Annotated in this window: 20 protein-coding genes; 11 read left to right on the top strand and 9 right to left on the bottom strand. The window is 46.5% G+C overall.

Annotated features, from left to right (window positions below):
• Positions 1-10 precede the first annotated feature (10 nt).
• Entirely contained in the window at positions 11-994 is a 984-nt protein-coding gene (locus QUA04_RS02340) for an alpha-ketoacid dehydrogenase subunit beta (RefSeq protein WP_333253381.1), read from the bottom strand.
• Positions 995-1146: 152 nt separating this feature from the next.
• The gene (locus QUA04_RS02345; protein WP_333253383.1) at positions 1147-2514 is read right to left on the bottom strand and encodes an NACHT domain-containing protein; all 1368 of its coding nucleotides are present in this window, start codon (positions 2512-2514) and stop codon (positions 1147-1149) included.
• A gap of 248 nt (positions 2515-2762) precedes the next feature.
• Between QUA04_RS02345 and QUA04_RS02350 the strand changes: the two genes are divergently transcribed.
• Positions 2763-3605: an SH3 domain-containing protein gene (locus QUA04_RS02350; protein WP_333253385.1), complete on the top strand. Its 843-nt coding sequence runs from the start codon at positions 2763-2765 to the stop codon at positions 3603-3605.
• Positions 3606-3679: 74 nt separating this feature from the next.
• Here QUA04_RS02350 and QUA04_RS02355 read toward each other — a convergent pair whose 3' ends face one another.
• Both QUA04_RS02355 and purB read right to left on the bottom strand, forming a co-directional pair.
• A complete protein-coding gene (locus tag QUA04_RS02355; RefSeq protein WP_333253387.1) occupies positions 3680-4405 on the bottom strand; it encodes a M15 family metallopeptidase in 726 nt (241 codons plus the stop codon).
• Between the two features lie 295 nt (positions 4406-4700).
• Positions 4701-5996, bottom strand: a complete 1296-nt coding sequence (purB, locus tag QUA04_RS02360; RefSeq protein WP_333253458.1) for an adenylosuccinate lyase — start codon at positions 5994-5996, stop codon at positions 4701-4703.
• Between the two features lie 148 nt (positions 5997-6144).
• Between purB and QUA04_RS02365 the strand changes: the two genes are divergently transcribed.
• A complete protein-coding gene (locus QUA04_RS02365; protein ID WP_190740357.1) occupies positions 6145-6393 on the top strand; it encodes a helix-turn-helix domain-containing protein in 249 nt (82 codons plus the stop codon).
• Positions 6390-7121, top strand: a complete 732-nt coding sequence (locus QUA04_RS02370) for a restriction endonuclease (protein ID WP_333253389.1) — start codon at positions 6390-6392, stop codon at positions 7119-7121. The genes QUA04_RS02365 and QUA04_RS02370 overlap by 4 nt, the downstream gene beginning before the upstream one ends.
• Here the strand turns inward: QUA04_RS02370 and QUA04_RS02375 are convergent.
• Positions 7084-8277 (bottom strand): DNA cytosine methyltransferase, encoded by a 1194-nt coding sequence (locus tag QUA04_RS02375; protein ID WP_333253391.1) that lies wholly within the window; start codon positions 8275-8277, stop codon positions 7084-7086. The genes QUA04_RS02370 and QUA04_RS02375 overlap by 38 nt on opposite strands.
• 383 nt (positions 8278-8660) lie before the next feature.
• Here QUA04_RS02375 and QUA04_RS02380 point away from each other — a divergent pair, with 383 nt between their 5' ends.
• From QUA04_RS02380 to QUA04_RS02395, 4 genes are all read left to right on the top strand, one after another.
• Positions 8661-9716 carry an alpha/beta fold hydrolase gene (locus QUA04_RS02380; RefSeq protein WP_333253393.1) on the top strand — a complete coding sequence of 352 codons (1056 nt, stop codon included), beginning with the start codon at positions 8661-8663 and terminating at the stop codon, positions 9714-9716.
• 676 nt (positions 9717-10392) lie between these two features.
• Positions 10393-11994, top strand: a complete 1602-nt coding sequence (locus QUA04_RS02385; RefSeq protein WP_333253395.1) for a metallophosphoesterase — start codon at positions 10393-10395, stop codon at positions 11992-11994.
• Positions 11995-12140: 146 nt separating this feature from the next.
• The gene (locus QUA04_RS02390) at positions 12141-12869 is read left to right on the top strand and encodes a DUF3891 family protein (RefSeq protein WP_333253397.1); all 729 of its coding nucleotides are present in this window, start codon (positions 12141-12143) and stop codon (positions 12867-12869) included.
• Positions 12870-13004: 135 nt separating this feature from the next.
• Positions 13005-14018 (top strand): YegS/Rv2252/BmrU family lipid kinase, encoded by a 1014-nt coding sequence (locus tag QUA04_RS02395; RefSeq protein ID WP_445242275.1) that lies wholly within the window; start codon positions 13005-13007, stop codon positions 14016-14018.
• Between the two features lie 52 nt (positions 14019-14070).
• Here QUA04_RS02395 and QUA04_RS02400 read toward each other — a convergent pair whose 3' ends face one another.
• On the bottom strand, positions 14071-14427 hold the full coding sequence (locus QUA04_RS02400) for a hypothetical protein (protein ID WP_006631047.1): 357 nt from the start codon (positions 14425-14427) through the stop codon (positions 14071-14073).
• 467 nt (positions 14428-14894) lie between these two features.
• Between QUA04_RS02400 and QUA04_RS02405 the strand changes: the two genes are divergently transcribed.
• From QUA04_RS02405 to QUA04_RS02420, 4 genes are all read left to right on the top strand, one after another.
• The gene (locus QUA04_RS02405) at positions 14895-15071 is read left to right on the top strand and encodes a hypothetical protein (RefSeq protein WP_333253399.1); all 177 of its coding nucleotides are present in this window, start codon (positions 14895-14897) and stop codon (positions 15069-15071) included.
• Positions 15072-15169: 98 nt separating this feature from the next.
• Positions 15170-19633 (top strand): WD40 domain-containing protein, encoded by a 4464-nt coding sequence (locus QUA04_RS02410; protein WP_333253401.1) that lies wholly within the window; start codon positions 15170-15172, stop codon positions 19631-19633.
• A 19-nt stretch (positions 19634-19652) separates the two neighbouring features.
• Entirely contained in the window at positions 19653-19892 is a 240-nt protein-coding gene (locus tag QUA04_RS02415; protein WP_333253403.1) for a hypothetical protein, read from the top strand.
• Positions 19880-20323, top strand: coding sequence for a PIN domain-containing protein (locus tag QUA04_RS02420; RefSeq protein ID WP_333253406.1), 444 nt, complete (start codon positions 19880-19882; stop codon positions 20321-20323). Before QUA04_RS02415 ends, QUA04_RS02420 begins: the two co-directional genes overlap by 13 nt.
• A 176-nt stretch (positions 20324-20499) precedes the next feature.
• On the opposite strand, the gene QUA04_RS02425 is transcribed toward QUA04_RS02420, so the two are convergent.
• The 3 genes from QUA04_RS02425 to QUA04_RS02435 form a co-directional block, all read right to left on the bottom strand.
• Positions 20500-22227, bottom strand: a complete 1728-nt coding sequence (locus QUA04_RS02425; protein WP_333253408.1) for an ABC transporter ATP-binding protein — start codon at positions 22225-22227, stop codon at positions 20500-20502.
• Between the two features lie 319 nt (positions 22228-22546).
• Positions 22547-23029: an FxLYD domain-containing protein gene (locus QUA04_RS02430; protein ID WP_333253410.1), complete on the bottom strand. Its 483-nt coding sequence runs from the start codon at positions 23027-23029 to the stop codon at positions 22547-22549.
• A gap of 185 nt (positions 23030-23214) precedes the next feature.
• Positions 23215-24918 (bottom strand): NAD(P)/FAD-dependent oxidoreductase, encoded by a 1704-nt coding sequence (locus tag QUA04_RS02435; protein WP_333253412.1) that lies wholly within the window; start codon positions 24916-24918, stop codon positions 23215-23217.
• Positions 24919-24938: the final 20 nt, after the last annotated feature.

A 24938-nucleotide genomic window follows, 5' to 3' on the forward strand; every position in this document is an offset into this window, starting at 1 on the left:
TAATCACTATTTATACTCGCAAAGCTACCATTTTTTGGACTGCCTCGACAATTTGCGTGGGCTGCACAATTGTCAGTCTTTCTAAATTACCGTTGTATGGTGTGGGAATATCTTGTGAAGACAGGCGTAAAACTGGTGCGTCGAGTTCATCAAAAAATCGATCGCTAATCGAAGCAATTAGTTCGGCACCAATGCCTCCTGTTTTCATGCACTCCTCTACAATAATTACTTTGTGAGTTTTGCGAATGGATGCGCCGATGGTCTCCATGTCCAGGGGTTTGAGAGAAATTAGGTCGATTACTTCTGGATCGTAACCTTCTTTTAGCAGTGCGGGCACGGCTTGCAAGACGTGGTGCCGCATCCTGGAATAAGTCAGGATGGTGACATCTTTGCCCGATCGCACAATTTCTGCTTTGTCCAGCGGCACTAAATATTCTGTTTCTGGCAAATTTTCTTTGAGGTTGTAAAGAAGGACGTGCTCGAAAAACAGAACGGGGTTGTCGTCGCGGATGGCTGATTTTAAGAGTCCTTTGGCGTTGTAGGGAGTCGAACAGGCGACTATTTTCAAACCCGGTACTGCTTGGAAATATGCTTCTAACCGCTGGGAGTGTTCCGCGCCGAGTTGGCGGCCGACGCCGCCGGGCCCGCGAATGACCATTGGCATTTTGAAGTTGCCGCCGGATGTGTAGCGCAACATTCCGGCATTGTTGGAAATTTGGTTGAAGGCCAGCAGCAAAAAGCCCATGTTCATGCCTTCGATGACCGGTCGCAGTCCCGTCATTGCTGCGCCTACTGCCATGCCTGTAAAGCTATTTTCGGCGATCGGGGTGTCGAGCACTCTAAGTTCGCCGTATTTGTTGTAGAGGTCTTTGGTGACTTTATAGGAACCGCCGTATTGACCTACGTCTTCGCCGAGTACGAATACGGCGGAGTCGCGGGCCATTTCTTCGTCTAACGCCTCGCGGAGGGCGTTGAACAATAAGGTTTCTGCCATAGGAGGTGAAGCAATGATTGCAGGAGGGTCAGATTAGAATCTTAACCTTTTGGGGGTGTCGATCTAGGAGTCGATCGCAAATTCGGCAATTGAAGCCTGCACGATTGGCAAGACACGTATCATGATTATTTTATTTTGTCAAGTTCCGGCCTTTAGATTTCCGAAAAATGTTTTTGCAACAAATCGTGAATAAATCGATAGCGCCGATCGCCCGTTTTTTGCAGCAACAAGCGATCGGTCGCAGCATCGAGAAAACGCCTGTAATCCCAAGGAATGTAGCCGTTCGACCACAGAACTAGGCGCAATATAAAACTTTCAATCCCCGGAATTCCCGGCAAAAAAGCACTAATTACCGCAGCAACAGCACCCGCAACTATTCCCCAAATCGACCCGGAAACGATGGTGGCAATTAACCCCAAAATTACCCAAATCAGCCCGCCAACCAGCTTAACTCCCAACTGATACTTGCGCCGTTGCTCGCCTGTTTGCAGCCAGCTAGACGGTATGCGATCGAGGTAAAATTCTTGATTTCCTTGCTCTTCCATCCTTCGGGCCAGCCATCCCAGCCAGTGGCGAATTTGTTCCGGCCGCAGTTCCTTACCTCTGGGATACTGCTTGACTTGTCCGGTCATTTGGTGGCGAATATAGGCAGTTAACAGATATTTGCGTTGTTCTTCTGCAGAAGTTATGCGCTTCCAAGCTTCAATTAAAATATCGTCGTAAGCCAGAGCCATCATGCTCAGAAGCAAGGGAACTTTTGCCAATTTCAACAACTCCGGCTCATGCTCAATGCTGTACCAAAGTTCGCGGCTTCTGGCTTCTAGCAAATAATTTTGGATTTTAGTTTCTGTTAAAGGTTTCAATAAAACCGCTGCTTGCAGGCGAAATCTAGTATCGCAGTTTTTGTAAGCTTCAAAACTGCTGCAAGCTACTAAATGTTTGGGTTTAAATTCGCTTTCAACAAATTGATTAATTGCTTGAATGCAGCTATTTTGGCGGTGGGTTTCTACTTCGTCCAAGCCGTCGAGGAGAGGCAGCAATTTTTGTTCGGCAAGCCATTTTTTGCCGACAGCAGGAGAGATGCCGTATTTGAACTGAAGTTGAGCAATTAACCAATCTGCGATCGCCCCGGATTCTGCTTTCCATGATCCGAGTTCAAACAGCACTGGTACTGGCAAACTAGCATCTTTTTGGGCGCGGGAAACTAATACCCGAGCTAATTCTAGCAGCGTCGTAGTTTTGCCTGCACCCGTCGCTCCCAAAATTACCAATTTGCCGCCACTGCGATCGAACACTTTAGCAATGCTTGCTTTGGGAGGAAGCCGAAAACTCGGACGGTTGCCGGCTTTCACTTCCACATCCCAACAGCGGTTAACACCAACAGGCGACGAGTCTTGGCTGAGGTTAGCCAGCACAGCGGCGTGCAAAGACTGCGATCGTCCTGCTTGGACTTCTTGCTTCACCTCCTCCAACAATCGATCGCGAGGCGGTTGTAATCTCAGAGGAATCAATTTTGACATTTTATGTACCTCGCGCTGAACGCTTACCTTCGCAAATTTGCGCGCAAATACCCCAGAGCAAGATTACCATCAGTACAGGCGTCCAGTATATATTATTGACTCAAATTATTGCGGCACTTATGGATCTGAAATTTTATATAGAAATCCTGACCCAGTAGCCCGCACTAGGTATTTCCACTATAAATTAACTGGCGATCGCCTCAACTCCCAAACAAAAATTATTAGTATAGATACAGAGAGGGTTTTTTATGTCATTTACGAAAGCTCAAATCATCACAGTAAGCTTAGCAGGAGTGGCAACAGCGGTGGGAGTAGCTGTTGCAACTATACAGTCGGGTGCGATGAAACAATCCCATCCTCCCCTTGCAGAATCACCGGCATCCACCACAAACCAGATTGCAGGGCCGACGAACAACCCTGAATCTCGGCAACCAAAACCTCTGCAAGCACAAACCCAGGCTACGGAATATCCGAAATCCCAACCCCAACCGGCAAAAACACCAGCCCTTCAATCCTCGCTAGTTGCAGGAGTCTCTCCACGAAAAGTTGAGCCAGTAGTTGTCACACCGCCCAATTCGGGTTGCAAAATCAGCCAAGCTGTAGTCAGCGATCCGAATCCACCGCTAAATGTGCGATCGATTCCGCAAGTAAGCGGCAGCCAAATAGTAGGAAAACTTAAAAATAATACCTTTGTTTCAGTCGTCGAAGAACAAAACGGTTGGCTGCGAATTACCGATCCAGTTCCCGGTTGGGTTGCGAAAAAACGCACCGAAAGCAGTTGTTCTAACGTCAACCAGCAGATTAATTTTCTGCCTGGAGGAGATGAGGCGATCGTCAAAGGGCGAATCATCGGCGGCGGCAGCCACTCTTACCGGATTCGCGCCCGAAAAGGTCAAACAATGACTGTTAGGAATCGGAAAGATGTTTTTCCCCAAATTATAACTCCTCGTGGCAAACTTTTAGCCGGAGATCCTTATCAAGGCAATGAAACAGAGTGGACTGGAAAAGTGCCAGTAACAGGCAATTACACTTTACAATTAGACTCAAATTTCCGGGGATACGAATACGAATTTTCTGTTGAATTGCGATAATTCCCCTGATATCTGTATGCACAGAGCCGTGCCGTGTCCATACCCGGATATGCGACTTTTATTAAATAGTATAATTAAGGAATCTCGGAAAGCGATATATCCAGAATCGCAAACTTCTGCCAATCTTCCGAATCAAAGTGCCACCATTCAGTTGTTATAGCGATAAATCCGTGTTTTTTCATCGCATCCTTAAGCACTTGACGATTTTTCCGAGATTCCGCGCTGCCGCCTTGATAATCTCCGTGAGCTTTTTCGGTAAAATCATCGTAAGGTGTGGGCATTTCTAATTCTTTGCCAGTGCGATCGACTAAAGTCAAATCAATAGCAGCACCGCGATTGTGCCGCGAACCCCTAGCAGGATTAGCAACATAGCGGGGATCTGGCCAAGCTTGCCACATTTGTTTAGTGACAGAGAAAGGTCTGTAGCAATCGTAAACTTTCAAACCCAATCCGATTTTTTCCAAATCTGTTTGAACTAGCCCTAACTGTTGAGCAACAGAACTTCTCAAAGCGCATTTCGATATAGGGTAAAGTTTTCGTTTCAAGAAATTGTTAGTTGTGGCGTATCGGATATCGAGGCGAATGTTGGGATTTACGGTGCGGATGTCAACCAGTCGCGCCGAACGCGGAAGTTGACTCATGAAAATACTTTCAGGTACTACTGGGTTTGATTCTGGTTGGGTAATTTGCACTTGTGGCGGCTCCTGGGCGCGAATCGATGTTGTATAATTCAGTGTGGTTGTAGATAGTAATACGAGGATGGATACAATTAGATATCTTGTAAATAGGTTTAATTTCATAGCTCTGTTAAGTGGATATTTAATAGAGTTTTTACATTTGATATTTGGGGGAATTTTCGCGCTTTTCGTGTTGTCTGCCAGCCCGCCAGACCGACAAGGGTTGAAACCCCTGTCTCATAGCTAAAGTCCTCTGAAGAGGACTGAAATATTTCTCTAAAACTTTTATTTTATGAGTCTTTCAGTCGGTTTTAACCGACTTTAGCTATGAGACGGGGGTTTTAAACCCGGCGAACTGTGGGACAAGCGCGAGAATGAGAAATCACTTCTTGAACTAATTTTTAATTGTTAATTATCCTCAAATTCCCAAGCGCTGATACACTAAATCTAAGTGCCTCAATTGATACTGCGGATCGAAACAATCATCAATTTCTTTGGTCGTCATCTTAGCTATTACTTGATCGTCCTTAGCAATTAAATTGTAGAAATTGCCGCCGGGTTTGTTCCAAGCTTCGTGAGCACAAGATTGCACAATTTTGTAGGCGTCTTCGCGACTCGTGCCTTTTTCTACTAAGGCTAGCATCACGCGCTGGCTGAAGATGACTCCGCCGTAAAGATTCATGTTTTGCTTCATGTTTTCGGGATAGACTAGCAGGTGTTTTACTAAGTCTGTGGTTTCTACTAACATGAAGTGAGTTACTGTAGAACTGTCGGGCAAAATCATCCGTTCTACGGAACTGTGAGAGATGTCTCGTTCGTGCCAAAGCGCCACGTTTTCTAAGGCTGCGACGGCGTTGGCGCGGACGATTCTCGCCATTCCTGTGAGTCTTTCCGATCGAATCGGGTTGCGTTTGTGGGGCATGGCGGATGAGCCTTTTTGCCCTTTGGAAAAGAATTCTTCGACTTCGAGAACGTCGGTGCGTTGCAGGTTGCGGATTTCTACTGCAAAACGCTCGATCGATGCTGCTAAGAGTGCTAAGGTTTGGACGTATTCGGCGTGTCGATCGCGCGAAATGACTTGAGTCGATGCGGTATCGGGTTCGAGTCCGAGGTTTTGACAGGCGATCGCTTCAATTCGCGGATCGATATTAGCATAGGTTCCGACTGCGCCGGAGATTTTGCCGACAGCTATGGACGATCGCAAATTCACCAATCGGGCGCGGCTGCGAAAAACTTCTGCCAGCCATCCTGCTAGTTTAAAGCCAAAGGTGATGGGTTCGGCGTGAATTCCGTGCGATCGGCCAACCATGACGGTATTGCGATGTTGTTGAGCCTGATAGCGAATAGCTTGACTCAATTCTTCGACACGTTCTAACAAAATATTGACGCTAGCGACTAATTGCAGCGCCAAAGCAGTATCGAGCACATCGGAACTGGTTAAGCCGAGGTGAATGTAGCGGCCGGCATCGCCTACATATTCGTTGACATTTGTCAAGAAGGCGATCATGTCGTGGCGGACTTCGGCTTCAATTTCGAGGACTCGTTTCGGGTCAAAATTAGCCTTAGCTTTGATTTCTTCGACTGCGGCGGCGGGGATGTAGCCGAGTTCGGCTTGAGCTTCGCAGACAGCGATTTCTACTTGCAGCCAGCTTTTCAGTTTGGCGGTTTCAGTCCAGATGTTGCCCATTTCGGGCAAAGTGTAGCGCTCTATCACGGTGGGAGTTGGGGAATGCGATCGTCTTATTGTACATCTGCGAAGCATCCGTCTTCAGTCGGGAGGGGGAATTTCGGGCGATCGAACTTTCCAGATATGTGACACATCGTCCGTAGACCAATCGTCCGCAGAGACTGAAAATTGGCAGATGAGTCGATCGAAACAGAAGATTCTGCGTGCTTTAGGTCATCTCGTAAAGCAACGCAGGACAGCGTTGGGAATTTCGCAAGAGGAGCTCGGAATGCGGGCTAATTTAGACCGCACCTATATATCTGGAGTCGAACGCGGAGTCAGAAATCCGTCCATCACTGCAATTGCAAGTCTAGCTACCGGCTTGGGCACAACAGTTTCCAATCTTCTCGAAAATCTAGAAATAGAAGCGGAAAACGTAGAGTGAACAATCAAGATTTAGCGGGAACAATTAAAGCTCAATTAAAACAAGACTCAACTCAATTCAAAGTCTTTCATCTCCTCTCAGACCAAAAATGGCATTGTCGGGAGTGCGAAGGCAAACAGATAGCATCAGCTCAATATGCTGGCGGTGGCGGAATTCAGGGATTGCAGCGCGGAACAAGGAAGCGCCCCGGTCTGGTTATTATAACAGAAAAGAGATACTGTCAAACTTGTCAGGCAACACGTTTGGGCGATTTGTGGACAGGAGAAATTAAATCCGCAAATTCTGCTGCTAACATACCCGCTTCTCTGGTAAAAAGAATTCTAGAAGTTTACTTTTATACAGATGTAATCGAACAGAGAAAACGAGCAGCTCATGAATTAGTAATTGACCATAGATTCCCAATGGAGCGTTGGGGAGATAATGAGCCACCACATCTGGCATCTATGAGCGAATCTGAAATCAAGGCCAAGTTTCAGTTGCTCAAAAAAGATGCTTCAGGCAATCACAATCTTCTAAAATCTCGAAGTTGCGAACGCTGCATCAAAACAGGGAAAAGAGGCACACCTTTCGGAATCAAGTTTTGGTATGAAAGCGGCGAAGACTGGCCTTCCATACATCAGCGCGGGGCTGAAGCTGAGGAAGGCTGCACAGGATGCGGCTGGTATGATTTTGAAACTTGGCGAAATGCTCTCAATCAAAAACTAGCTGAATCTGTTCGGGAGGTTTAACAGTAACTAAGCTAGGCTTATTAACCGCAATATCAGTCAAATATGGAATAAGTGCAAAACCGATACACTCTGCTAAACGGGGCGGCACTGCATTGCCAATTTGCCACATTGCCTTTTTCATTGAACCTTCAAAAATAAATGAATCCGGGAAAGTTTGCAATCTAGCCATTTCGCGAGCTGAAATAACGCGGTTGAGATAAGGATGAATATGAGTGCCACCGTGATTTTCTTTAACAGTCATACTCGGTTTTCCCGGATACTGTCGCTTGAAAGCATCGGCGTAGCTTTCATACAAAGAACCGCCGGGTGGAACTTGAGCAAGTCTTTCCATGTACTCAACAGAATGACGAGTCCATTCGTGGTTAATTTCTGGTATGGTAGTATACTCTGGTAAATCATCAATTGCTGACTCAATCGCTTTGTATTGTTCGGGCAACAATTGCGACTTCGGATAGGGATTTGGCATCCCGAATCTATTGGCAATAAAAATGGCTCGCGGGCGGATTTGCGGGACTCCATAGGTTGCGGATTCCAGAACAGCAACGGACATATGGGGATAGCCAATTTCCTGAAAAGCCTCGCAAATGGCTTGCTTAACAGCTCCTTTTTGTATAGTCAATATTCCGGGTACGTTTTCCATGACAACATACCAAGGACGTATTTCTGAGACTACGCGGACAAACTCTCTAAAGAGGCGATTTCGAGGGTCGTTGGGGTCGCGTTTTCCTGCAACTGAGAAGCCTTGACACGGCGGCCCGCCTACAACAACATGAACTTCTGGCGAACCAATTTCAGCGAGCCACTTTTGGGGATTTAAGTTTTTTATATCGTCGCACAAGTGATGGCTATCGGGAAAGTTTTTTGTATGAGTTGCCGAGGCGATGGGATTAATTTCAACGCTTGCTACTGGTCGAAAACCTGCTTGCAATAAACCTTGGGTCATGCCGCCCGCACCGCAAAAAAGATCGACAAATGTATAGTCTGATTTTGGCAGTGACTGAGATTCAACATCAATGAATATCTTGTAGGGGTCGCAGTCATTTGCTTCTAGTTCGCGTTGAATGCGTTCGTAACGCCCTAATTTTGCTTTCTTCTGCTTTTTGGCAGGAATTGGTTCTGAGTCATTTGAGAATAAAGACAGTTGTAATGCTTCCATTTTATATTTTTTTACTGCGTTCTATCTGATGTTGCCCACTTGGGGCAGGGTGTAGGGCTCGATCGCGTTTGGAGTCGGAGAGTGCGAGCGTCCTATTGTACATCTGCGCGGGGATGCAAGACTCAGAAACCCTGTTTCTGAAAGCAACCAGGTTTTTGTAGTTTGGGCGATCCGCTACAATATGCTAAACCTCGTTAGCTGGCATTCTTCTCTATTCGCCAATAAATGGTTCCAAATGAATAGCCATTAATATTTTGGCTTGACTTCGCCCTTGAGTGCATTTACTCAAAAAGTATTGCGATTTTCAGGGTTATTCGCTAGAATAGCCAACCTGTCAAGTAAAAACATCCCACCAACAAGACAGACATTTCCGACATCCGCTTATGACCATTGCCTATACTCCACCTTGGCTGCTCAACAACGGCTTATTGATGACGTTGTACACCGCATTAAGGGCTAGTCGCCGCTGGGAAAAGACGATCGCTTACCCAGAGCCCCCTTACCGAGAACACATCTTTACTGGTGCCTGTGGAGTTCCGATTTTCGGCTGGGTTGCCATCCCCGAAAATCCCCGATATACCATTGTCGGCACTTACGGCATTACTGGCGATCTGGATAATCAATGGTATCTCAAGCTACTAGGCCGTAAAGCTTATGCCCAAGGCTGTGCAGTGGTATTATTTGACTGGCGAGCTCACGGCAAAACTGCCCAACTCTCTCCCACCCTGACTTCTGATGGCCTATACGAAGGCGAAGATTTCGTTCGGATTGCTGCGGCTGCTAAAGAAATGGGATGTCCCGCGCCTTTTTGGTTCACGGGTTATTCCCTGGGCGGGCAATTAGCCTTGTGGGCTGTAAAATCAGCTCAGACGATCGCAGATTGGGGGCCGGACTTAGGGCTCGAAGAGTCAGAACTAGCAGGCGCGGCGGTGATTTGCCCCAGCTTGGACTCGAACCGTTCTCTGTCTTATCTAGTTAAAGATGAGTGGGGGAAATTTTTAGAAAAAGCGATCGCGCGAGAGTTAAAAAAACTAGCAAAAAACATCGCCGCATCGCATCCGGGGGCGATCGATCCTGCCGCTATTGCACGCGCCAACAGCATTTGGGGCTTTGACCACGAACTGGTAATTGGCCCGTTAGGTTTCTCCTCTGTGGAAGAATACTATGAGGCTAGCAGCGCTCTACACATTTTGCCTCACCTCCATAAACCCACTTACATCCTTTATGCAGCAGATGATCCGATGTTTGACCCGGTGCTTGTCTCTGAGTTGCAAGCCATTAGCGCGAACAATCCTGCCTTAGAATTAGTGGTGACAGCCTACGGCGGTCATGTTGGGCATATCAGTAGTAAACGTTGTCAGCATCAATTTGGTGATAGCGATCGGTGGTGGGCATGGAATCGGATTTTACAGTGGTTCGATGCCTTGAGTGTTGATTAAGATTATCAAATAAAATCTGAACACTTACTTCTCGGCAATAGTTGCAAGGATGAAAGGATTAGGGGGTTTAATCGATCTAGTCCAGAACCTTAAAACTATTTCGCAAAAACACTAGACATCTGGGCAAAAGCTGAATGGCTTACTGGGATTCAATTGTGCATAATTTGCATAGCCGCTTGATTTCACCTCGATTTGACGATCGCATAAGGATTAGAAGCAATTATAGTTAAAAACTGGTGAATAAATATCGATTAATTTATTCGTTTTTTTTATAATTGTGTCAGCTATTAACTAGGTAAAACTAAAGCTCCAACTCTCAATCTAATCAAACCGCAAAGAGCGATAATTACTCTCTCGTATTTAGAGTTCGCTGTACTTGGCTAGCATTGTTAGTGTTATCTTCCCACGTCCTTGATTGATGCCCTCGTCCTCGGCAACAACAAAAAGCACCGCCTCGTACAAAATCTTATTTTAGTTGAGAGACGGGGCGATCGCATCAAAACCAAAGAAACCGGGTTTTTGGCCGTTGCTGTCGGTTTTAACGCCGTATTCTCGTAAAAAACCCGGTTTCTGAGTACCCGCGCTTCGATTTTCAGCTTTTAGAGAGATGTAAAAACTCGCCCGATCACTGCAATATTAATAATTAGGAACTCAGCAATTTTGGAGAAGAGGTGAATTGAAATTCGTTTCCGACCCGCAAATAACAGTCAAAATCCGCAAAATGAAAGAGCGGGTGCGGTGGCAAGAACAGTCGATCGTCCATCGGGGAATCGACCAAACTCGGATGGTTTTGGAATCTCAAACCACCGACTCTCCAGAGTTTTCGTTTTTAGTCGTAGGCGACAGCGGCACGGGCAATCACCGCGGCCACAATCCCCAGCGGCAGATTGCCCAACAGATGGTCTCCGAGCGCGAAACTTGCCGTTTCGTCCTCCACACGGGCGATGTAGTTTATCTCGTCGGTTCCAGCGAATATTACTTGCAAAACTTTATTCGCCCCTACCGAGAATTTATAGTCGGTGGCGAGCATCCCTCTCGGATTGCCTACGATCGCATGGTGTTTAACTTTCCGTTTTTGCCCGTACCGGGAAACCACGACTATTACGACTTGCCCATAGTCTACGGCATTCTGTCGGCGACAGCTTTTCCACTGCGCCGGCTGTTAGGTTCCAAGTTGGATCTCGATGTCGGCTGGCACGGTTCCGATCGCGGAAATGCCTACGCCAAAGCGTTTCTCGACTACCTGCAAGCTCACAAATTGCCCGGAGAACTTGATCGCCACCTAGACACCCACTACACCGCCAGCACCAGCACAGGCCGCTGCCTCCGCTACCAACCCGGACGCTTTACCCGCTTACCCAACCGCTACTACACCTTCCGCAGCGGCGGCATCGACTTCTTCGCCCTCGACTCCAACACCTTCAACGAACCCTTGCCGATCCCGAAAACCAAACAGGGCGACATTCGCCGCCAGAATTTGGAACTCGATCGGCAGAAATTGGAACAAGAAAAATTGGCAATGCTCGAAATCTGCGATCGGCTCAACCCCCAAATTCCCGAAGAAGCCGAGCAGCTAGACGACTTGGGCGCCAAGTTAGAGCAAGTTGACGAAATGCTGATAGATATTGACAAACAACTGTCGCCCCACCAAACAGCCGCCACGGATGTTGAACAGCTCGAATGGCTGAAAAAAAGGCTGATTAACTCTTGGCGCGATTCCGAGGTGCGGGGGCGGGTAATTTACCTGCACCATCCCCCCTACGTGACCGAGGCGACAAAGTGGAATCAAGCTCAAACTTTGGCGGTTCGGTGGCGATTGCGCGAGGTGCTTGACACGGTGGCCGATGCAGTTGGGGAGGTGGCGCGGGGGCGTCCGCTAGTAGATTTGGTGCTGACTGGCCACGCTCACTGTTTGGAATACCTGCGGACTGGGGATACTGGACACGGCGACTCTGGGATTAATTGGATTGTCTGCGGGGGAAGCGGCCACAGTCTCCGCCGCCAGCGCCCGGAAGGGCCGATGTTGCAGGAAGCATTGAGTCCAGAAGCTTATCGGTTGGCGCGGTACTCTGGTTCCGAAACAGCCAGCCGGCGGATAGCGGAATCTTTGCTATTTGTCGGCCGCAGCGGTCAAGGTTCCCACAAACGCCGTCCTTATTCGTGTTTGCGGATTGATGTTCTCGATGGGTGTCCCCCGAAGTTCCGCATCCGACCTTTGATTGTCGAACGATTTGAGGGGAAATGGCAGGAGATCTCGATCGAACCTTTTGTGATTTAACTTTCGTTTTTCTGTAAGTCTCGATCGCCCTTAAAAATTTGGACTTTGACCGATTCCGGTTCCCCCCTTTTTAAGGCGCCGGGGCGATCGAGAGCCGAATGCTCGCACACAATACTCGTATTAACTTAATTCAGGAGAAAAATTCCATGATTGCTAACTTAACCGCCACCGGCTGGGAAATTATTTACCACCGCGCCCACGCCTTGCTCGCGGCCCAACTTGGCGGACAGTGGAAGCGCTCGAAATCTCCGCTTCGCCTCTACGAAACCATAGCCGCGATTTCGCATCACGATGATTTGGAGAAGGAGTGGGAAGAAAATATTTTGACTGAAGCGGGCGCGCCCTTTGATTTTACGTTGCAGACGGAAACTTCTCTGCCTAAAATTAAAGCCATGACGGAGAATTCCCTATATCGTGGTAGGTGGGTAGCAATGCTGATTTCTATGCACATGAGCTATCTCAATGAAGGAAAGCGGGGAGAGTCGAAGGAACTCGACGAATTTTTGGACGAACAACTGGAAAATCAAAAAAAATGGCGCAAAGAGTTGCAAGTTTCTGAGGAAGATGCTAAGGCAGCTTATGCTTTTTTCCAGTGGTGCGATCGGCTATCCTTAATTCTTTGCTGCCGCGAGTTACCCGCCGGAGAACGAGCTTTAGAAATTAGTGTCGGCCCGGACGGCAAGCGCTACGATATTTTACAGCACAGCAACGAACTCGTGACTGTAACTCCTTGGCCTTTTGAAGACGATAAGTTTACTGTGAACGTCGAAGCGTGCCTTTTGGATAAAGTCAAGTTCGACAGCAACAAGGAAATAAAGGAAGCGCTGCAAAAAGCTCCCCGCGAAGTCTTAGAGTGGACTTTTGTCAAGTCTTAATTAAACCTCTACCACAAATACTGCACCGTTCTAGGTTTGTAGCGAGAACTTCAGTTTGATCGAGTTTGATGAGAACTGAAGTTCTCGCTACAAACCAATTTGATTGTTGGCGATTTACCGGACATAATATTATCAATGAGTCCTTACCAATTACCCATTAGCCATTACCAATTACCAAATATGGAACGTTCAGCTTGCCTAATTTTCAATCCCGTCGCCGGCCACAGCGACCCCGACCAAGACTTAGCTAAAATTCAGGAACTTTTAGAGCCTTTTATTGACTTAGACATTCGGCTGACAACCCCAGAATTAGACGCAGATCAAATCGCCCGCGAAGCAGTTGCTAGAGGAGTTGAGGCAATTATTGCTTGCGGGGGCGACGGCACATTATCCGCAGTCGCTGGGGCGATTGTGGGCACAAATATTCCTTTAGGAATTATTTGTCGGGGAACGGCTAATGCTTTTGCTAATGCTTTAGACATTCCGAATACAATTGAAACCGCCTGTGCCACTATTTTTGGAGGGTTGACGCGGGTGGTGGATGCGGCGATTTGCAACGGTGAAATGCCGATGGTTTTGTTAGCTGGAGTGGGATTTGAGGCAGAAACTGTCGAACTAGCCGATCGCGAAATGAAGAATCGTTGGGGAATGCTGGCTTACATTCTTTCAGGAATTAAACAGTTAAACAATTTAGAAAGATTTGAAGCGGAAATCGAAACCGAAGATAGAATTATCAGCCTTACTGCTGTGGCCGTCACCGTGGCGAATGCAGCGCCGCCTACTTCTATTTTAGCTCAAGGCCCGGCGGGGATTATTTTTGATGACGGCTTGCTGGACGTGACGCTGGTTGCGCCTCAGAATAAAGCTGGGGCGATCGCAGCTTCTTATCACCTATTGCAAACAGCTTTGAGCGGCAATCCTACGGATCGCGACGACATCGGTTATTTGCGGGCAAAAAAAGTAACAATTAGTGCCGAGCCGCCTCAAAAAGTGGTTGTAGACGGCGAAATCATCGGCATGACTCCGGTTTCTATTGAGTGCGTTCCGGGAGGTTTAACTATTTTTGTACCGCGAGTGGAAGAAGAGCCAGTGGTAGAAAAACTCACCGGTTTAGCGGATATCGAAATTACATTGAAACCCTCAACTTAAAATTTTTAGCGACACAAACAATAAGAAAGACCGCCCGGGCGGTCTTTCATTTTTAGGCGTCTAAAATTTGACGAATGCGGCGCTCCAAACGTTCGAGATCGAGTCCGCCTTCATCGCGGCTGATGCGGCGCACGGTGACGTTAACATTGCTCAAATCTGCCAGCAAATCTTGCAGGATTTCTTGTTGCTGGCGAGCTTGAGTTATTTCGCGCGGTTCCTGCACCAAATCGCGAACAATTGTATCTTCAGCGCGCGAAGCAACGATCGGGTCTGCTTCGCCGTCTACGTGCACGAAAGTGCGCCGACCCGGCCCCCGTTCTTCTTCAATTGGTATTACTGCTGTTACTCGATCGGAGCGTACATATTTGCCAAATCCCAGGTGGACTAAGACAGAAGATTGTATTTTCATAGATAGCAAGTTTTATTTGTTAGTTATCTATATTTTAACTTTTTAAAATCGGATATGACAACTCAAGTAGAGCTATTATTACTACAATATATGTCTGTTGTTAGTCGGTATTATAGTGGTCATATTTAGTAAAAAGTGGTAATATATTTTAGGATATTCCCACGCGGCAGCAGGGGTTAAAATATTCCCACAATCCGACAGTCTGGAAGTGGTTAAAATATTCGCATGATCCGACAGTCCGGCAGGGATTGAAACCCCCGCCTCATAGCGAAAGTCCTCTTAAGAGGACTGAATAATTTATTGAAAATTACCCTATTTGTGGGTAAAAACGTCACAAATAATGTTAGTGCATATCAAGATAATACCTGGGTCGAATCAAATTACTAAATAAAATATGATTCCATAGTCCTCTTTAGAGGACTTTTGCTATGATACAGGGGTTTCAACCCCTGGCGGACTATCGGAATATGGCAAATCTCGGACTGTTAGATTACTGTCGGAATATGGCAAATCTCGGACTGTTAGATTACTGTCGGAATATGGCAAATCTCGGACTGTTAGATTACTATCGGAATATGGCAAATCTCGGATTGTGCGAATCTCGGACTGTCAGTGCGCGACAGTTGGCTGATAGGTTAACATAAAAATAGAGAGTTTGCGATCGCCCGCAGCGCATTTCAGGGACACAGCCTACCGATTCTAGATTTGAGCATTACTTCCACGGACAAACAGGAATATCTCAATGATCCCAATTAGTCTCGACTTAGTTATCAGCCTCCTGACGGCAATTCCCTTCGGCACCATCAAAGACAAGCTTCAACGCAACGAAGCTGTGATCAAATTATTAAAAAGATTTAACCTCGATCCCGATGCTCCGCCCGCAGATTTTAGCGGAGTTTATGTTTATACTTTAGTAGAATACGGCGCTGGCAAACCCAAGCAGATTTTAGAACTGTTTCGCCAAAAAGAGATTGAATCAGCATTTCGCAAAGCCTTCGAGTCCGATAGCCCAGCCATTTTAATTAAAGCAGGCGATGACTATCTGAATGAGAGTGCTTTAGGCAAAGAACTTCGAGATTTAGGCATTGACCCCAGACGGGAATTCATGGCATTTGCTGCCGTGTTTATGGAAGTAGCAAAGCGGACGCGGACGCTGGGAGATGTGATGATGGGAAATGCGCTCGCCTCTTTGCAAAAACGTTTATCTATGGTAATGGATCGCATCGAACGCCTCCCCACTATAGAAGGAATTCGCACCGAATTTGCCCGCTTAGAAACCGAAGATTATCTGGCACTTCCTGCTGCTGCATCAACGAATATTCACAAGTCTCAAGCTTTTATTTTATCGCAACAAGTTCGTGGTTGGTTTGAAACCTTAAGTTATAAGTTTGAAACCTATCAAATCTCGGAGGATAACTATTTTGAATGGATTATCAATGTCCCCGTCAGACGCAATCGGTACGATCGCATTTTAGTGCGCGGAATTGCCGGAGAAGCCGGACTCAGGGATATCTCAGCTTTGCGCGAGTCGGTGGAAAAACATCGCACCGATGAAGGGTGGTTAGTCACAGCCCGCCGCATCAGTCGCGCCGCGCGGGATGAGGTAGAGAAACCCGAAAATCGTAATTTAGCTTGCTATACGTTTGATGAATTACTCGACCAAGATGCCGATTTCACCGCTTATTTGGATTGGCTAGAAACTGAAATAACCAGCCGAGGAATTGATACTAAATATGTGCCGCTAGCTTGTACGAAAGAAGAATTTGACCCCGATACTCAGCGCAAGATAGGCGTGAGTCATTATGACGGTCGAGATGGCTGGATCGAAGGTTATATTGACCTGTGGTTAGATGACCCAGTTAAAGAACATATTTCAGTTTTAGGAGAATTTGGGACGGGGAAAACTTGGTTTGCGATGCACTATGCTTGGATGGCACTGCAACGCTACCGAGATGCTCAAAAGCGCGGCTTAGAACGTCCGCGTTTGCCGTTAGTAATTCCTTTGCGAGATTACGCGAAAGCAGTTAGCGTTGAGTCGCTGTTTTCCGAGTTTTTCTTTCGGAAGCACGAGATACCTTTGGCGGGTTATTCTGCCTTTGAACAACTCAATCGCATGGGCAAATTTCTGCTGATTTTCGATGGTTTTGATGAAATGGCCGCTAAGTGCGATCGGCAGGAAATGATTAACAACTTTTGGGAATTAGCAAAAACCGTCGTTCCCGGCGCGAAAGTTCTCCTCACTTGCCGCACCGAACATTTTCCGGAAGCCACGGAAGGACGAGCATTATTAAATGCAGAACTGCAAGCATCAACAACTATTTTAACAGGCGAAACTCCCCAATTTGAAGTATTAGAACTAGAAAAATTTAATGACGAGCAAATTCGGCAAGCGCTGTCATTTCAAACAGAAGCGGCGACTGTCGAAAAAGTCATGGGAAACCCGCAGTTATTGGATTTAGCGCGTCGCCCGGTGATGACCGAGTTAATTTTGGAAGCATTGCCCGATATTGAAGCTGGAAAACCAGTCGATATGTCGCGGATTTATCTCTATGCGGTGCGGCGGAAGATAGAGAGAGATATCAAAGCAGAACGTACTTTTACTTCTGTAGCAGATAAGCTTTACTTTTTGTGCGAACTGTCTTGGGAAATGCTGTCTACCGACCAAATGAGTATCAATTATCGCGGTTTTCCCGATCGCATTCGCAGCTTGTTTGGTTCTGTCGTACAAGAGGAAAAAGACTTAGACCACTGGCACTACGACATGATGGGTCAAACGATGCTGATCCGCAATGCAGATGGCGATTATACTCCGGCGCACCGTTCGTTGTTAGAGTTTTTTGTCGCTTATAAATTTGCAGCGGAATTGGGAGTTTTGGCGGCAGATTTTACCGAATTAGTTGCGCCGGAACAGTCTTGTGTCAATCCTGATGCAGCGCCTCGATCGTACACTTGGTCTAATTATTGTCGGCTTCAGGCCCAGAAGAGAAATAACAACGAACTTATCGCGCCTTTAAAGGGATTTGTTGCTGAAGATTTAGGTCAACTCTGTCAGAGTTTCGGACACGCGCCTCTGACGAAAGCTGTGATGGATTTGTTGTTGCCGATGGTTTCAGAAACCGGGGTTTTGCCGCTTCTGGAAATTCTGGAAGCAACGCGGGGCAAAACTGAAAGCGAGGTGGGTTATGTGGGAGGGAATGCGGCGACGCTGTTGTTAAAAAAGGACAAGACTGCTTTAGAAGGTAAAGACCTCTCTAGTGCAGTTATTTTAGGTGCTGATTTTACAAATGCGACGCTGCGCCACGTCAATTTTGCTGAAGCGAATTTGGCTAATTCTGCCTTTACTAAAGTCTTTGGTAGTCTTCGGTCGGTAATATTTAGTCCTGATGGCCAAGTGTTAGCTACAGGTGATACTGATGGCGTAGTTCGCTTGTGGGAAGCTAGCAGTAGCAGAGAAATATTGACCTGTAAAGGACATACCAACGTAGTGGAGTCCGTCGCCTTCAGTCCTGATGGTAAAATCCTTGCTAGCGGGAGTTATGAAAATACAATCAAGTTATGGGATGTCAAGACTGGTGAATGTTTAAAAGTTTTGCATGGACATACCGGATCGGTAATGTCAGTCACCTTCAATCCTGATGGAAATATACTCGCTAGCGGGAGTTTCGATCGCACGATAAGGTTATGGGATATCCGCACGGGTGAATGCTGCAAAATTTTGCAAGACCATACTAAAGTTGTATTTTCAGTCGCTTTCCATCCTGTTGGTGAGATGCTTGCCAGTGGCAGCGGCGACAATACAGTAAGGCTGTGGAATGTCGGTACTGGTCAATGCCTCAAAATTTTGCACGGTTATACCAAAAACGTGTTTTCAGTAGCTTTCCATCCTGCGGGTGAAATACTTGCTAGTGGAAGCGCCGACAAAACAGTGAAGCTTTGGAATATCGGTAGCGGTGAATGTCTCAAAACTTTGGAGGGACATGGCGATCGAGTACGGTCAATAGCCTTCAGTCCTTCGGGCGAAATACTCGCAAGTGGAAGTCACGATCGCACAGCAAAACTATGGGATATCCGCACTGGTGAATGCTTGAATACTTTGCAAGGGCATAGCAATCAAGTAGGGTCAGTTGCCTTCCATCCGGCTGGTGAAATACTTGTTAGCGGTAGTTACGACCAAACGCTGAGGCTGTGGGCGATCGACAGCGGTGAATGCTTGAATACACTGCAAGGGTATAGCAATCAAGTAATATCGATCACCTTCAGTCCAAACGGTAAAATACTTGCTAGCGGCGATGACGAACAAACTGTCAAGCTGTGGGATGTCAGCAGCGGTAAGTGCCTCCAAATTTTGCACGGACACCTCGATCGGGTAAACTTAGTTGCCTTCAATCCTTCGGGTCAAATACTTGCCAGCGCTAGTTATGACCAAACACTGAAACTGTGGGATATTCGCAGTGGTGAATGCCTTCATACTTTGCCAGAATTTGGCAATGAAACACGAGCGATCGCCTTCAGTCCTTCGGGTGAAATACTTGCTAGTGCAGGTTATGACCAAACGGTGAGGTTGTGGGATATCGGTACTGGCGAATGCCTCAAAACCTTGCAAGGACATAATAGTTCAGTACACTCAGTTGTCTTCAGTCCTTTGGGCGAGATATTTGCCAGTGAAGGTTTTGACGGAACGGTGAGGCTGTGGGATATCCATACTGGTGAATGCCTCCAAATCTTGCAGGGGCATACGGGTTGGGTACGCGCGATCGCCTTTAGCCAGAACGGTGAAATACTTGCCAGTGGAAGTGTGGATCAAACAGTAAGACTATGGGATATCAACAGCGGTGAATGCCTCAATATTTTTCACGGGCATACTGATTGGATACGTTCAGTTGCCTTTAGTTATTCGGGTGAAATAGTTGCTAGTGGAAGTGTAGATGGAACGGTAAGAATATGGAATATCCGTACAGGTGAGTGTCTAAAAATTTTGCAAGATCATACCAGTAGAATTAACTCAGTTGCCTTCAGTTCAAATGAAAAAATTATTGCTGCTTGTAGTCGGGATGGCACAATTATGATGTGGGAGATTGAGACTGGTGAGTGCCTCAAAATACTCAAAAGTGACAGACCTTATGAAAATCTGAATATTACAGGGGTTACGGGTTTAACGGAAGCTGTAAAAGCCACGCTTAAAGCTTTAGGGGCTGTTGAAAATTAATCATCGCAAAGGAGGAAGTATGCAGTCAGCAATACGCATTACAACCAAAGTTCTTGCAGGAAATAAACTTGAAATTCAAGTGCCGCCTGGATCTGTGGGTGAAGAGGTTGAAGTTTTTGTGATTATACCAGAAAAGCCTCAAGGCCGGCGGCGTAAAGTGTTGGAATTGCTTACAGAAATCCGCAGCCGTCATGTTTCCAGAACAGTTGAAGAAATTGACCGAGAACTAGAAGAAGAAAGAAACTCATGGGACAACTAAACCTACCATCCTCTGCGACAATTTACTTGGATACACAAGTCATTATTTACACCGTTGAAGCTAACCCGAATTACTATTTGCTTATTCAACCCTTGTGGCTGAAGTTTCAAATAGGTGAAATTGAACTTATGACCAGTGAATTGACGTTACTGGAAACCTTAGTTTTCCCTCTGAGAAATGCTAACACTATTTTAGTCAGTGACTACGAACAACTTTTATTATCGTCAGATATACAGCTAGTTCCCATCATTCAATCTGTACTGAGAACCGCAGCTAATTTAAGGGCTAATACCAATCTCAAAACCCCTGATGCTATTCATGCTGCGACAGCCATCAGTGAAGGTTGTACGCTGTTTCTCACCAATGACAATGGATTTCGTAATGTTCCAAATCTATCTGTTGTCATCCTGAGTGATGTTTTGGCATCATAATCATAGGCGATCGCATGAATATCACGGGTGTTATGGGTTTAATGGAATGTAAAAAAGCCATGCTCAAAGCTGTAGGGGCTCAGTCCTGGACCCACGGGTAGCCAGAAACCGGGTTTTTTCGAGAATACTTCGTTGAGGCCAGCAGATTCGGCCAAAAACCCGGTTTCTAACGTAGCCTACTGACTAAACTGTTGAGCGTAGTAGCCAGCGTAGCGATCGCCCTTTTCCAGCAACTCCTCGTGCGTCCCAGATTCGACAATTCTGCCTTTTTCCAAAACTAAAATGCGATCGGCTCTCCGCACAGTAGCCAAGCGGTGAGCGATAATAAATACCGTGCGATCGCGCATCAATCTTTCCAGCGCTTCTTGCACTAAACCTTCGGATTCCGAATCCAGCGCCGATGTAGCTTCATCCAAAATCAATATTCTGGGATCGAGCAAAACTGCACGGGCGATCGCAATTCTTTGTTTTTGCCCGCCAGATAAGTTTACACCCCTTTCCCCTACCCAAGTTTGATAGCCCTCGGGAAACTGACTAATAAATTGATGAGCGTTAGCAATCTCCGCAGCTTTTTGAACATCTTTCAGTTCATAATAAGATTGACCGAAAGCGATATTTTGAGCAATTGTACCCGAAAATAAAATTGTTTCCTGCGGTACAATTCCGATTTGCCTCCGCAGAGTATTTAAGGTGACATCTTGAATATCAATACCGTCAATTAAAATCTGTCCCGCTTGCGGATCGTAAAATCTCGGTAACAAGTTTACTAAAGTAGTTTTACCCGCCCCGGATGCACCCACGAGAGCAATCATTTCTCCGGGCAGCACCAACAAACTCATGTTTTGCAGAATGGGTGTCTCTGAGTTATAGGCAAAATTAATGTTGCGATATTCCACTTTGCCTGTAACATGGGGAAGTTCGATCGCGCCAGGCTTTTCGACTACTGTGGGTTGAATTGCTAATAATTCAAAAATGCGATCGCTAGAAGCTTCTCCCTGCTTAAAATCCCCGTAATTAGCAGTGGTAATAGCGATCGGGTCAATTAAAAGTGCCACCCCTGCGATATAACTGATAAATTGAGTACCTGTGAGATTTCCTTGAGAAATTTGCCAACCTCCCAGGAAAAAGAGCAAAATCACGCTCATCGCTTCCAGAAAGCCAACTACAACGAACTGAAGTGCTTTTACTCGTTCAGACAGATACTTAGCGCGGCGGTTTTGTTCTGCTTCTTCTGCAAAGCGGGCAATTTCGTAGTCTTCAGCCACAAATGCTTTGATTAAACGAATGCCGCTGAATACTTCTGTCAGCAAAGCGGATAAATCAGAGATGCGATTTTGACTTTGGCGCGAGTAACTCAGCAGTCTCTCGCCAAACCAGCCAATTAAGATAGCCATCAGCGGTGCAATAATTAATGCACCCAAGGTTAATTGCCAGTTGAGATAAATCATATATCCCAGAACCGCAATTAGCTGCAAAACACAAGGGACAAACTGATGAAAAAATTTATTTACGACTTCGCCAATGCGGTCAATATCTTCTGTGAGGCGGTAGGATAAGTCTCCGGTTTTGGCAGTTTCAAAGTAGCCGAGATTGAGTTTTTGCAGGTGGGAGTAGACTTTTTTGCGGATTTCAAAAGCAATTGTCAAAGCTGCTTTTGCCATCAGCGTATCTTGACCGTACTGGGCTGTACCGCGAATTAGAAATATAATGGCGCTGAGTGCAGCAATTTGAGCGAAGCCTTGTAAATCTCCTTTACCTATAAATTTGGCTGTTTCGCCAACTAGCCACGCTATAATTGGCCAAAATATGGTAAATACTACGGTACAAGCTAATGCTTTACCAATGGTTTGTTTTTGGGGACGGAGGTAGGGTAAGATTTGCCAGTATGTCGATCGAGTTTTCAAGATATTTTGCCCTCGCAAATTCTGTTTTTGGGAATCTCTGCAAGAATATTCAAACTTCGATCCCCCCTAACCCCCCTTAATAAGGAGGGGACAAGATTATTATTCAAAGTCCCCCTTCTTAAGGGGGATTTAGGGGGATCTCTGCGTCACTCATTGCGTAAGTCATAGAGATATCGGAGCCAGAATATGATAACAGCGATCGGACAAATCTCAACAATCATTCTTCACCGAAAGCATCCGGGATAGAAAGCCCCCGGATTCATCCGTGGGGTTAATTGTCCAATTCTTCAATCTAAAATCTAAAATCTAAAATCTAAAATCATTCTTGAGCGTCTGCATGAGTCGCCTGCACCTTAGCCCCCGCGACAACTTCGCCCCGAAAGGCTGCTGACTGTCCGGGTGCAAGAGTAACTGGTTGAGCGAAGATAAATCCGTTGTCAATTAAATTGCCTGACTCGTCCAAAACTTCATAATTGACTTTGACATTCTTGATTGTTTTGCAGCCTCGATTAAGCACTTGACCGCTGAAAAAGTTGCCGTCATAATTGGCTGCAGCAATTGACACTTTGGCAGCGATGTTGGAACCGGAAATGCAAGTTTGGGCAGTTCCCGATGCTGGCTGTTTATCGCACAATTTGCCCAAGTCTACTGTTTTGCCGTCCGGGGTTTTCATGTAGCAAAACGGTTCATCAACTGGTAAACTTTGAGCAAGTGTATTTGTAAAGTCTGTAAGCAAAGGGCGAGCCGATATCGGCGACATGAGCAAACTAGATAAAGCTAGTGTTAAAGGTAAAATAATCATGTTTTTTGGCAAGAAATTGTACATAATAATTCACATAATTTTTACGTTTGCATATCTCTATGTATGGTGCACCTTACGAGTAATTTAATTTTTCGGGCGGGCTAGAAGCCCACCCCACAGGAATTAGATGGGTGGGCTAGGAGCAACGGCCCACAAGAATTAGATGCGCGCCGCGCTTTACGAGATTATCTAATACTCGGCTTTCTATTCCTAAGATTCCGCGCTCCGGGAATTTTCCGGCTGGGACGGCGACTGTTCAAACTGCTCGCAGTTCGAGCATTCAAAGCATCAGCAGAAGGTATCAAACCCAAGTCTTGCAAAATTTCAACAGCCGCCCTTTGTCCAGTTTCGCAACCGCCTTCCATGTAACCTTGATTTTCCAGCGAAGTGTGTTCCCCGGCAAAAAATAAGTTCCCAACTCGTTCGCCTTCAACCCCGTACATTTGCGTCCACTGTCCGACTAAATAGCAGGAATAAGAACCTTTGAAAAAGCGTTCTCCCGGCCAATAAGCTCGCACAGCTTTGCCCGATCGCAAATTTCTCACTCCGGGAAAAACTCTTTCAAATTGGTTCAAAAATCTTTGTGCTTGGTCTTCTGGAGTTCCGGCACCGATCGACAAACCCTGCTTTCCTCCTGTAAAATTAGTAACTAAACCGTTAGGAGTAGGAGCGAAAGGCGTAGCTTCCCAGGTATTCTGGAATCCTAAATCGCTATAAACAGAAGCAGTTGATCGATAAAGTTCCCGCCAAATTCGGCTGCGGTAGCCGGTAACTAACTTAGAATTAGTACCGTAACCCAATTGCTCGATCGCCCTACGCTTTGGTTGGGGCAAAGGTACGTTAATTTTAACGTCTCGCAGAGTGCTGAACGGCAAAGTTAACAAAACTCGCTCGTAAGTGCGCTCGAACGCGCTTTGTCCCGATCGCAAATTTACCCGATAGCGACCATCCGGCAAAAGAGTAATCGCTTCCAAAACCGTCCCCGCCTCGATTGAACCAGACAATTGACCCGCCAAACGGTTGATAATTTGACTATTACCGCCGTCAATTTGATAGCGCTCATCGCTGTTGCCGTACAATTCAAAACTGCCCGCTTCAGAACCGATTAAAAACAGCAGATTTAACGCCGACTGTTCTTCAGGATCTCGACCGTATTCAGTCGTGTAAGCAATGCGGAGTAACTGCCGGACAATCGTGCTAGTATCAGCTTTGTCTACATATTCCGCGATCGAAAGATTGTCCAATCTTTCCGCTGCTTCTGTAAAATCTTGATAGCTAATGTTATCTCCGATAGCGCCCAAATCTCCATTAATTTTACTCGCTAGTGGCGCAAATTCCGCGATTAATTGCTCAAGGGAAAAGCGGCGCCCTTGAAAGAAAAAAGTATCCTTCACCAATCCCCGCTGCACCTCAGCTAAGTCGATCGCCCGCAAACCCAATTCCGTCGCCAGCGAGATTAAATTAGTATGACCGGTGTCAATAAATTCTCCCCCCACGTCCGCCGGAATTAGCGTTCCAGCCACCTTGGGAACCGTGCGTATCCGCCCCCCCACGCGGTTAGTTGCCTCGATTATATCAGCGCGCACGCCCGCTTGGCCCAAGCGATAGGCCGCCGTCAAACCCGCAATTCCCGCACCCACAACCAAAATCGGCGATCGTCCGCCCTGTTGAGCAAAAGCTCCCCCTCCCTCCCTGGTAAAAGTCGCAGCAGCGACAGCCCCCGCAGCAGCTAAGCCCCCGTGCAGCAAGCGGCGACGAGATATCGGAGAATTGAGAATGCCAGCGCTCAGCATCCCCAGCAGTTCATCAGCCGGAATGCCGGTTTCCTTTGATTTCTGGGCAATACTCGCAGCGCGGCGCAGCATTGCCATCAGTGCAGATTTAGCCATAATTAAGACATCCTCACAAA

The sequence above is a fragment of the Microcoleus sp. S13_C5 genome (assembly GCF_036700845.1).
GTDB lineage: Bacteria > Cyanobacteriota > Cyanobacteriia > Cyanobacteriales > Microcoleaceae > Microcoleus.

What these genes read in the sequence shown, in the direction of transcription:
- QUA04_RS02340 (WP_333253381.1), bottom strand. Translation starts at nt 994, where the DNA reads ATGGCAGAAACCTTATTGTTCAACGCCCTCCGCGAGGCGTTAGACGAA.
- QUA04_RS02345 (WP_333253383.1), bottom strand. Translation starts at nt 2,514, where the DNA reads ATGTCAAAATTGATTCCTCTGAGATTACAACCGCCTCGCGATCGATTG.
- QUA04_RS02350 (WP_333253385.1), top strand. Translation starts at nt 2,763, where the DNA reads ATGTCATTTACGAAAGCTCAAATCATCACAGTAAGCTTAGCAGGAGTG.
- QUA04_RS02355 (WP_333253387.1), bottom strand. Translation starts at nt 4,405, where the DNA reads ATGAAATTAAACCTATTTACAAGATATCTAATTGTATCCATCCTCGTA.
- QUA04_RS02365 (WP_190740357.1), top strand. Translation starts at nt 6,145, where the DNA reads ATGAGTCGATCGAAACAGAAGATTCTGCGTGCTTTAGGTCATCTCGTA.
- QUA04_RS02375 (WP_333253391.1), bottom strand. Translation starts at nt 8,277, where the DNA reads ATGGAAGCATTACAACTGTCTTTATTCTCAAATGACTCAGAACCAATT.
- QUA04_RS02380 (WP_333253393.1), top strand. Translation starts at nt 8,661, where the DNA reads ATGACCATTGCCTATACTCCACCTTGGCTGCTCAACAACGGCTTATTG.
- QUA04_RS02390 (WP_333253397.1), top strand. Translation starts at nt 12,141, where the DNA reads ATGATTGCTAACTTAACCGCCACCGGCTGGGAAATTATTTACCACCGC.
- QUA04_RS02395 (WP_445242275.1), top strand. Translation starts at nt 13,005, where the DNA reads ATGAGTCCTTACCAATTACCCATTAGCCATTACCAATTACCAAATATG.
- QUA04_RS02400 (WP_006631047.1), bottom strand. Translation starts at nt 14,427, where the DNA reads ATGAAAATACAATCTTCTGTCTTAGTCCACCTGGGATTTGGCAAATAT.
- QUA04_RS02405 (WP_333253399.1), top strand. Translation starts at nt 14,895, where the DNA reads ATGGCAAATCTCGGACTGTTAGATTACTGTCGGAATATGGCAAATCTC.
- QUA04_RS02410 (WP_333253401.1), top strand. Translation starts at nt 15,170, where the DNA reads ATGATCCCAATTAGTCTCGACTTAGTTATCAGCCTCCTGACGGCAATT.
- QUA04_RS02415 (WP_333253403.1), top strand. Translation starts at nt 19,653, where the DNA reads ATGCAGTCAGCAATACGCATTACAACCAAAGTTCTTGCAGGAAATAAA.
- QUA04_RS02420 (WP_333253406.1), top strand. Translation starts at nt 19,880, where the DNA reads ATGGGACAACTAAACCTACCATCCTCTGCGACAATTTACTTGGATACA.
- QUA04_RS02430 (WP_333253410.1), bottom strand. Translation starts at nt 23,029, where the DNA reads ATGATTATTTTACCTTTAACACTAGCTTTATCTAGTTTGCTCATGTCG.
- QUA04_RS02435 (WP_333253412.1), bottom strand. Translation starts at nt 24,918, where the DNA reads ATGGCTAAATCTGCACTGATGGCAATGCTGCGCCGCGCTGCGAGTATT.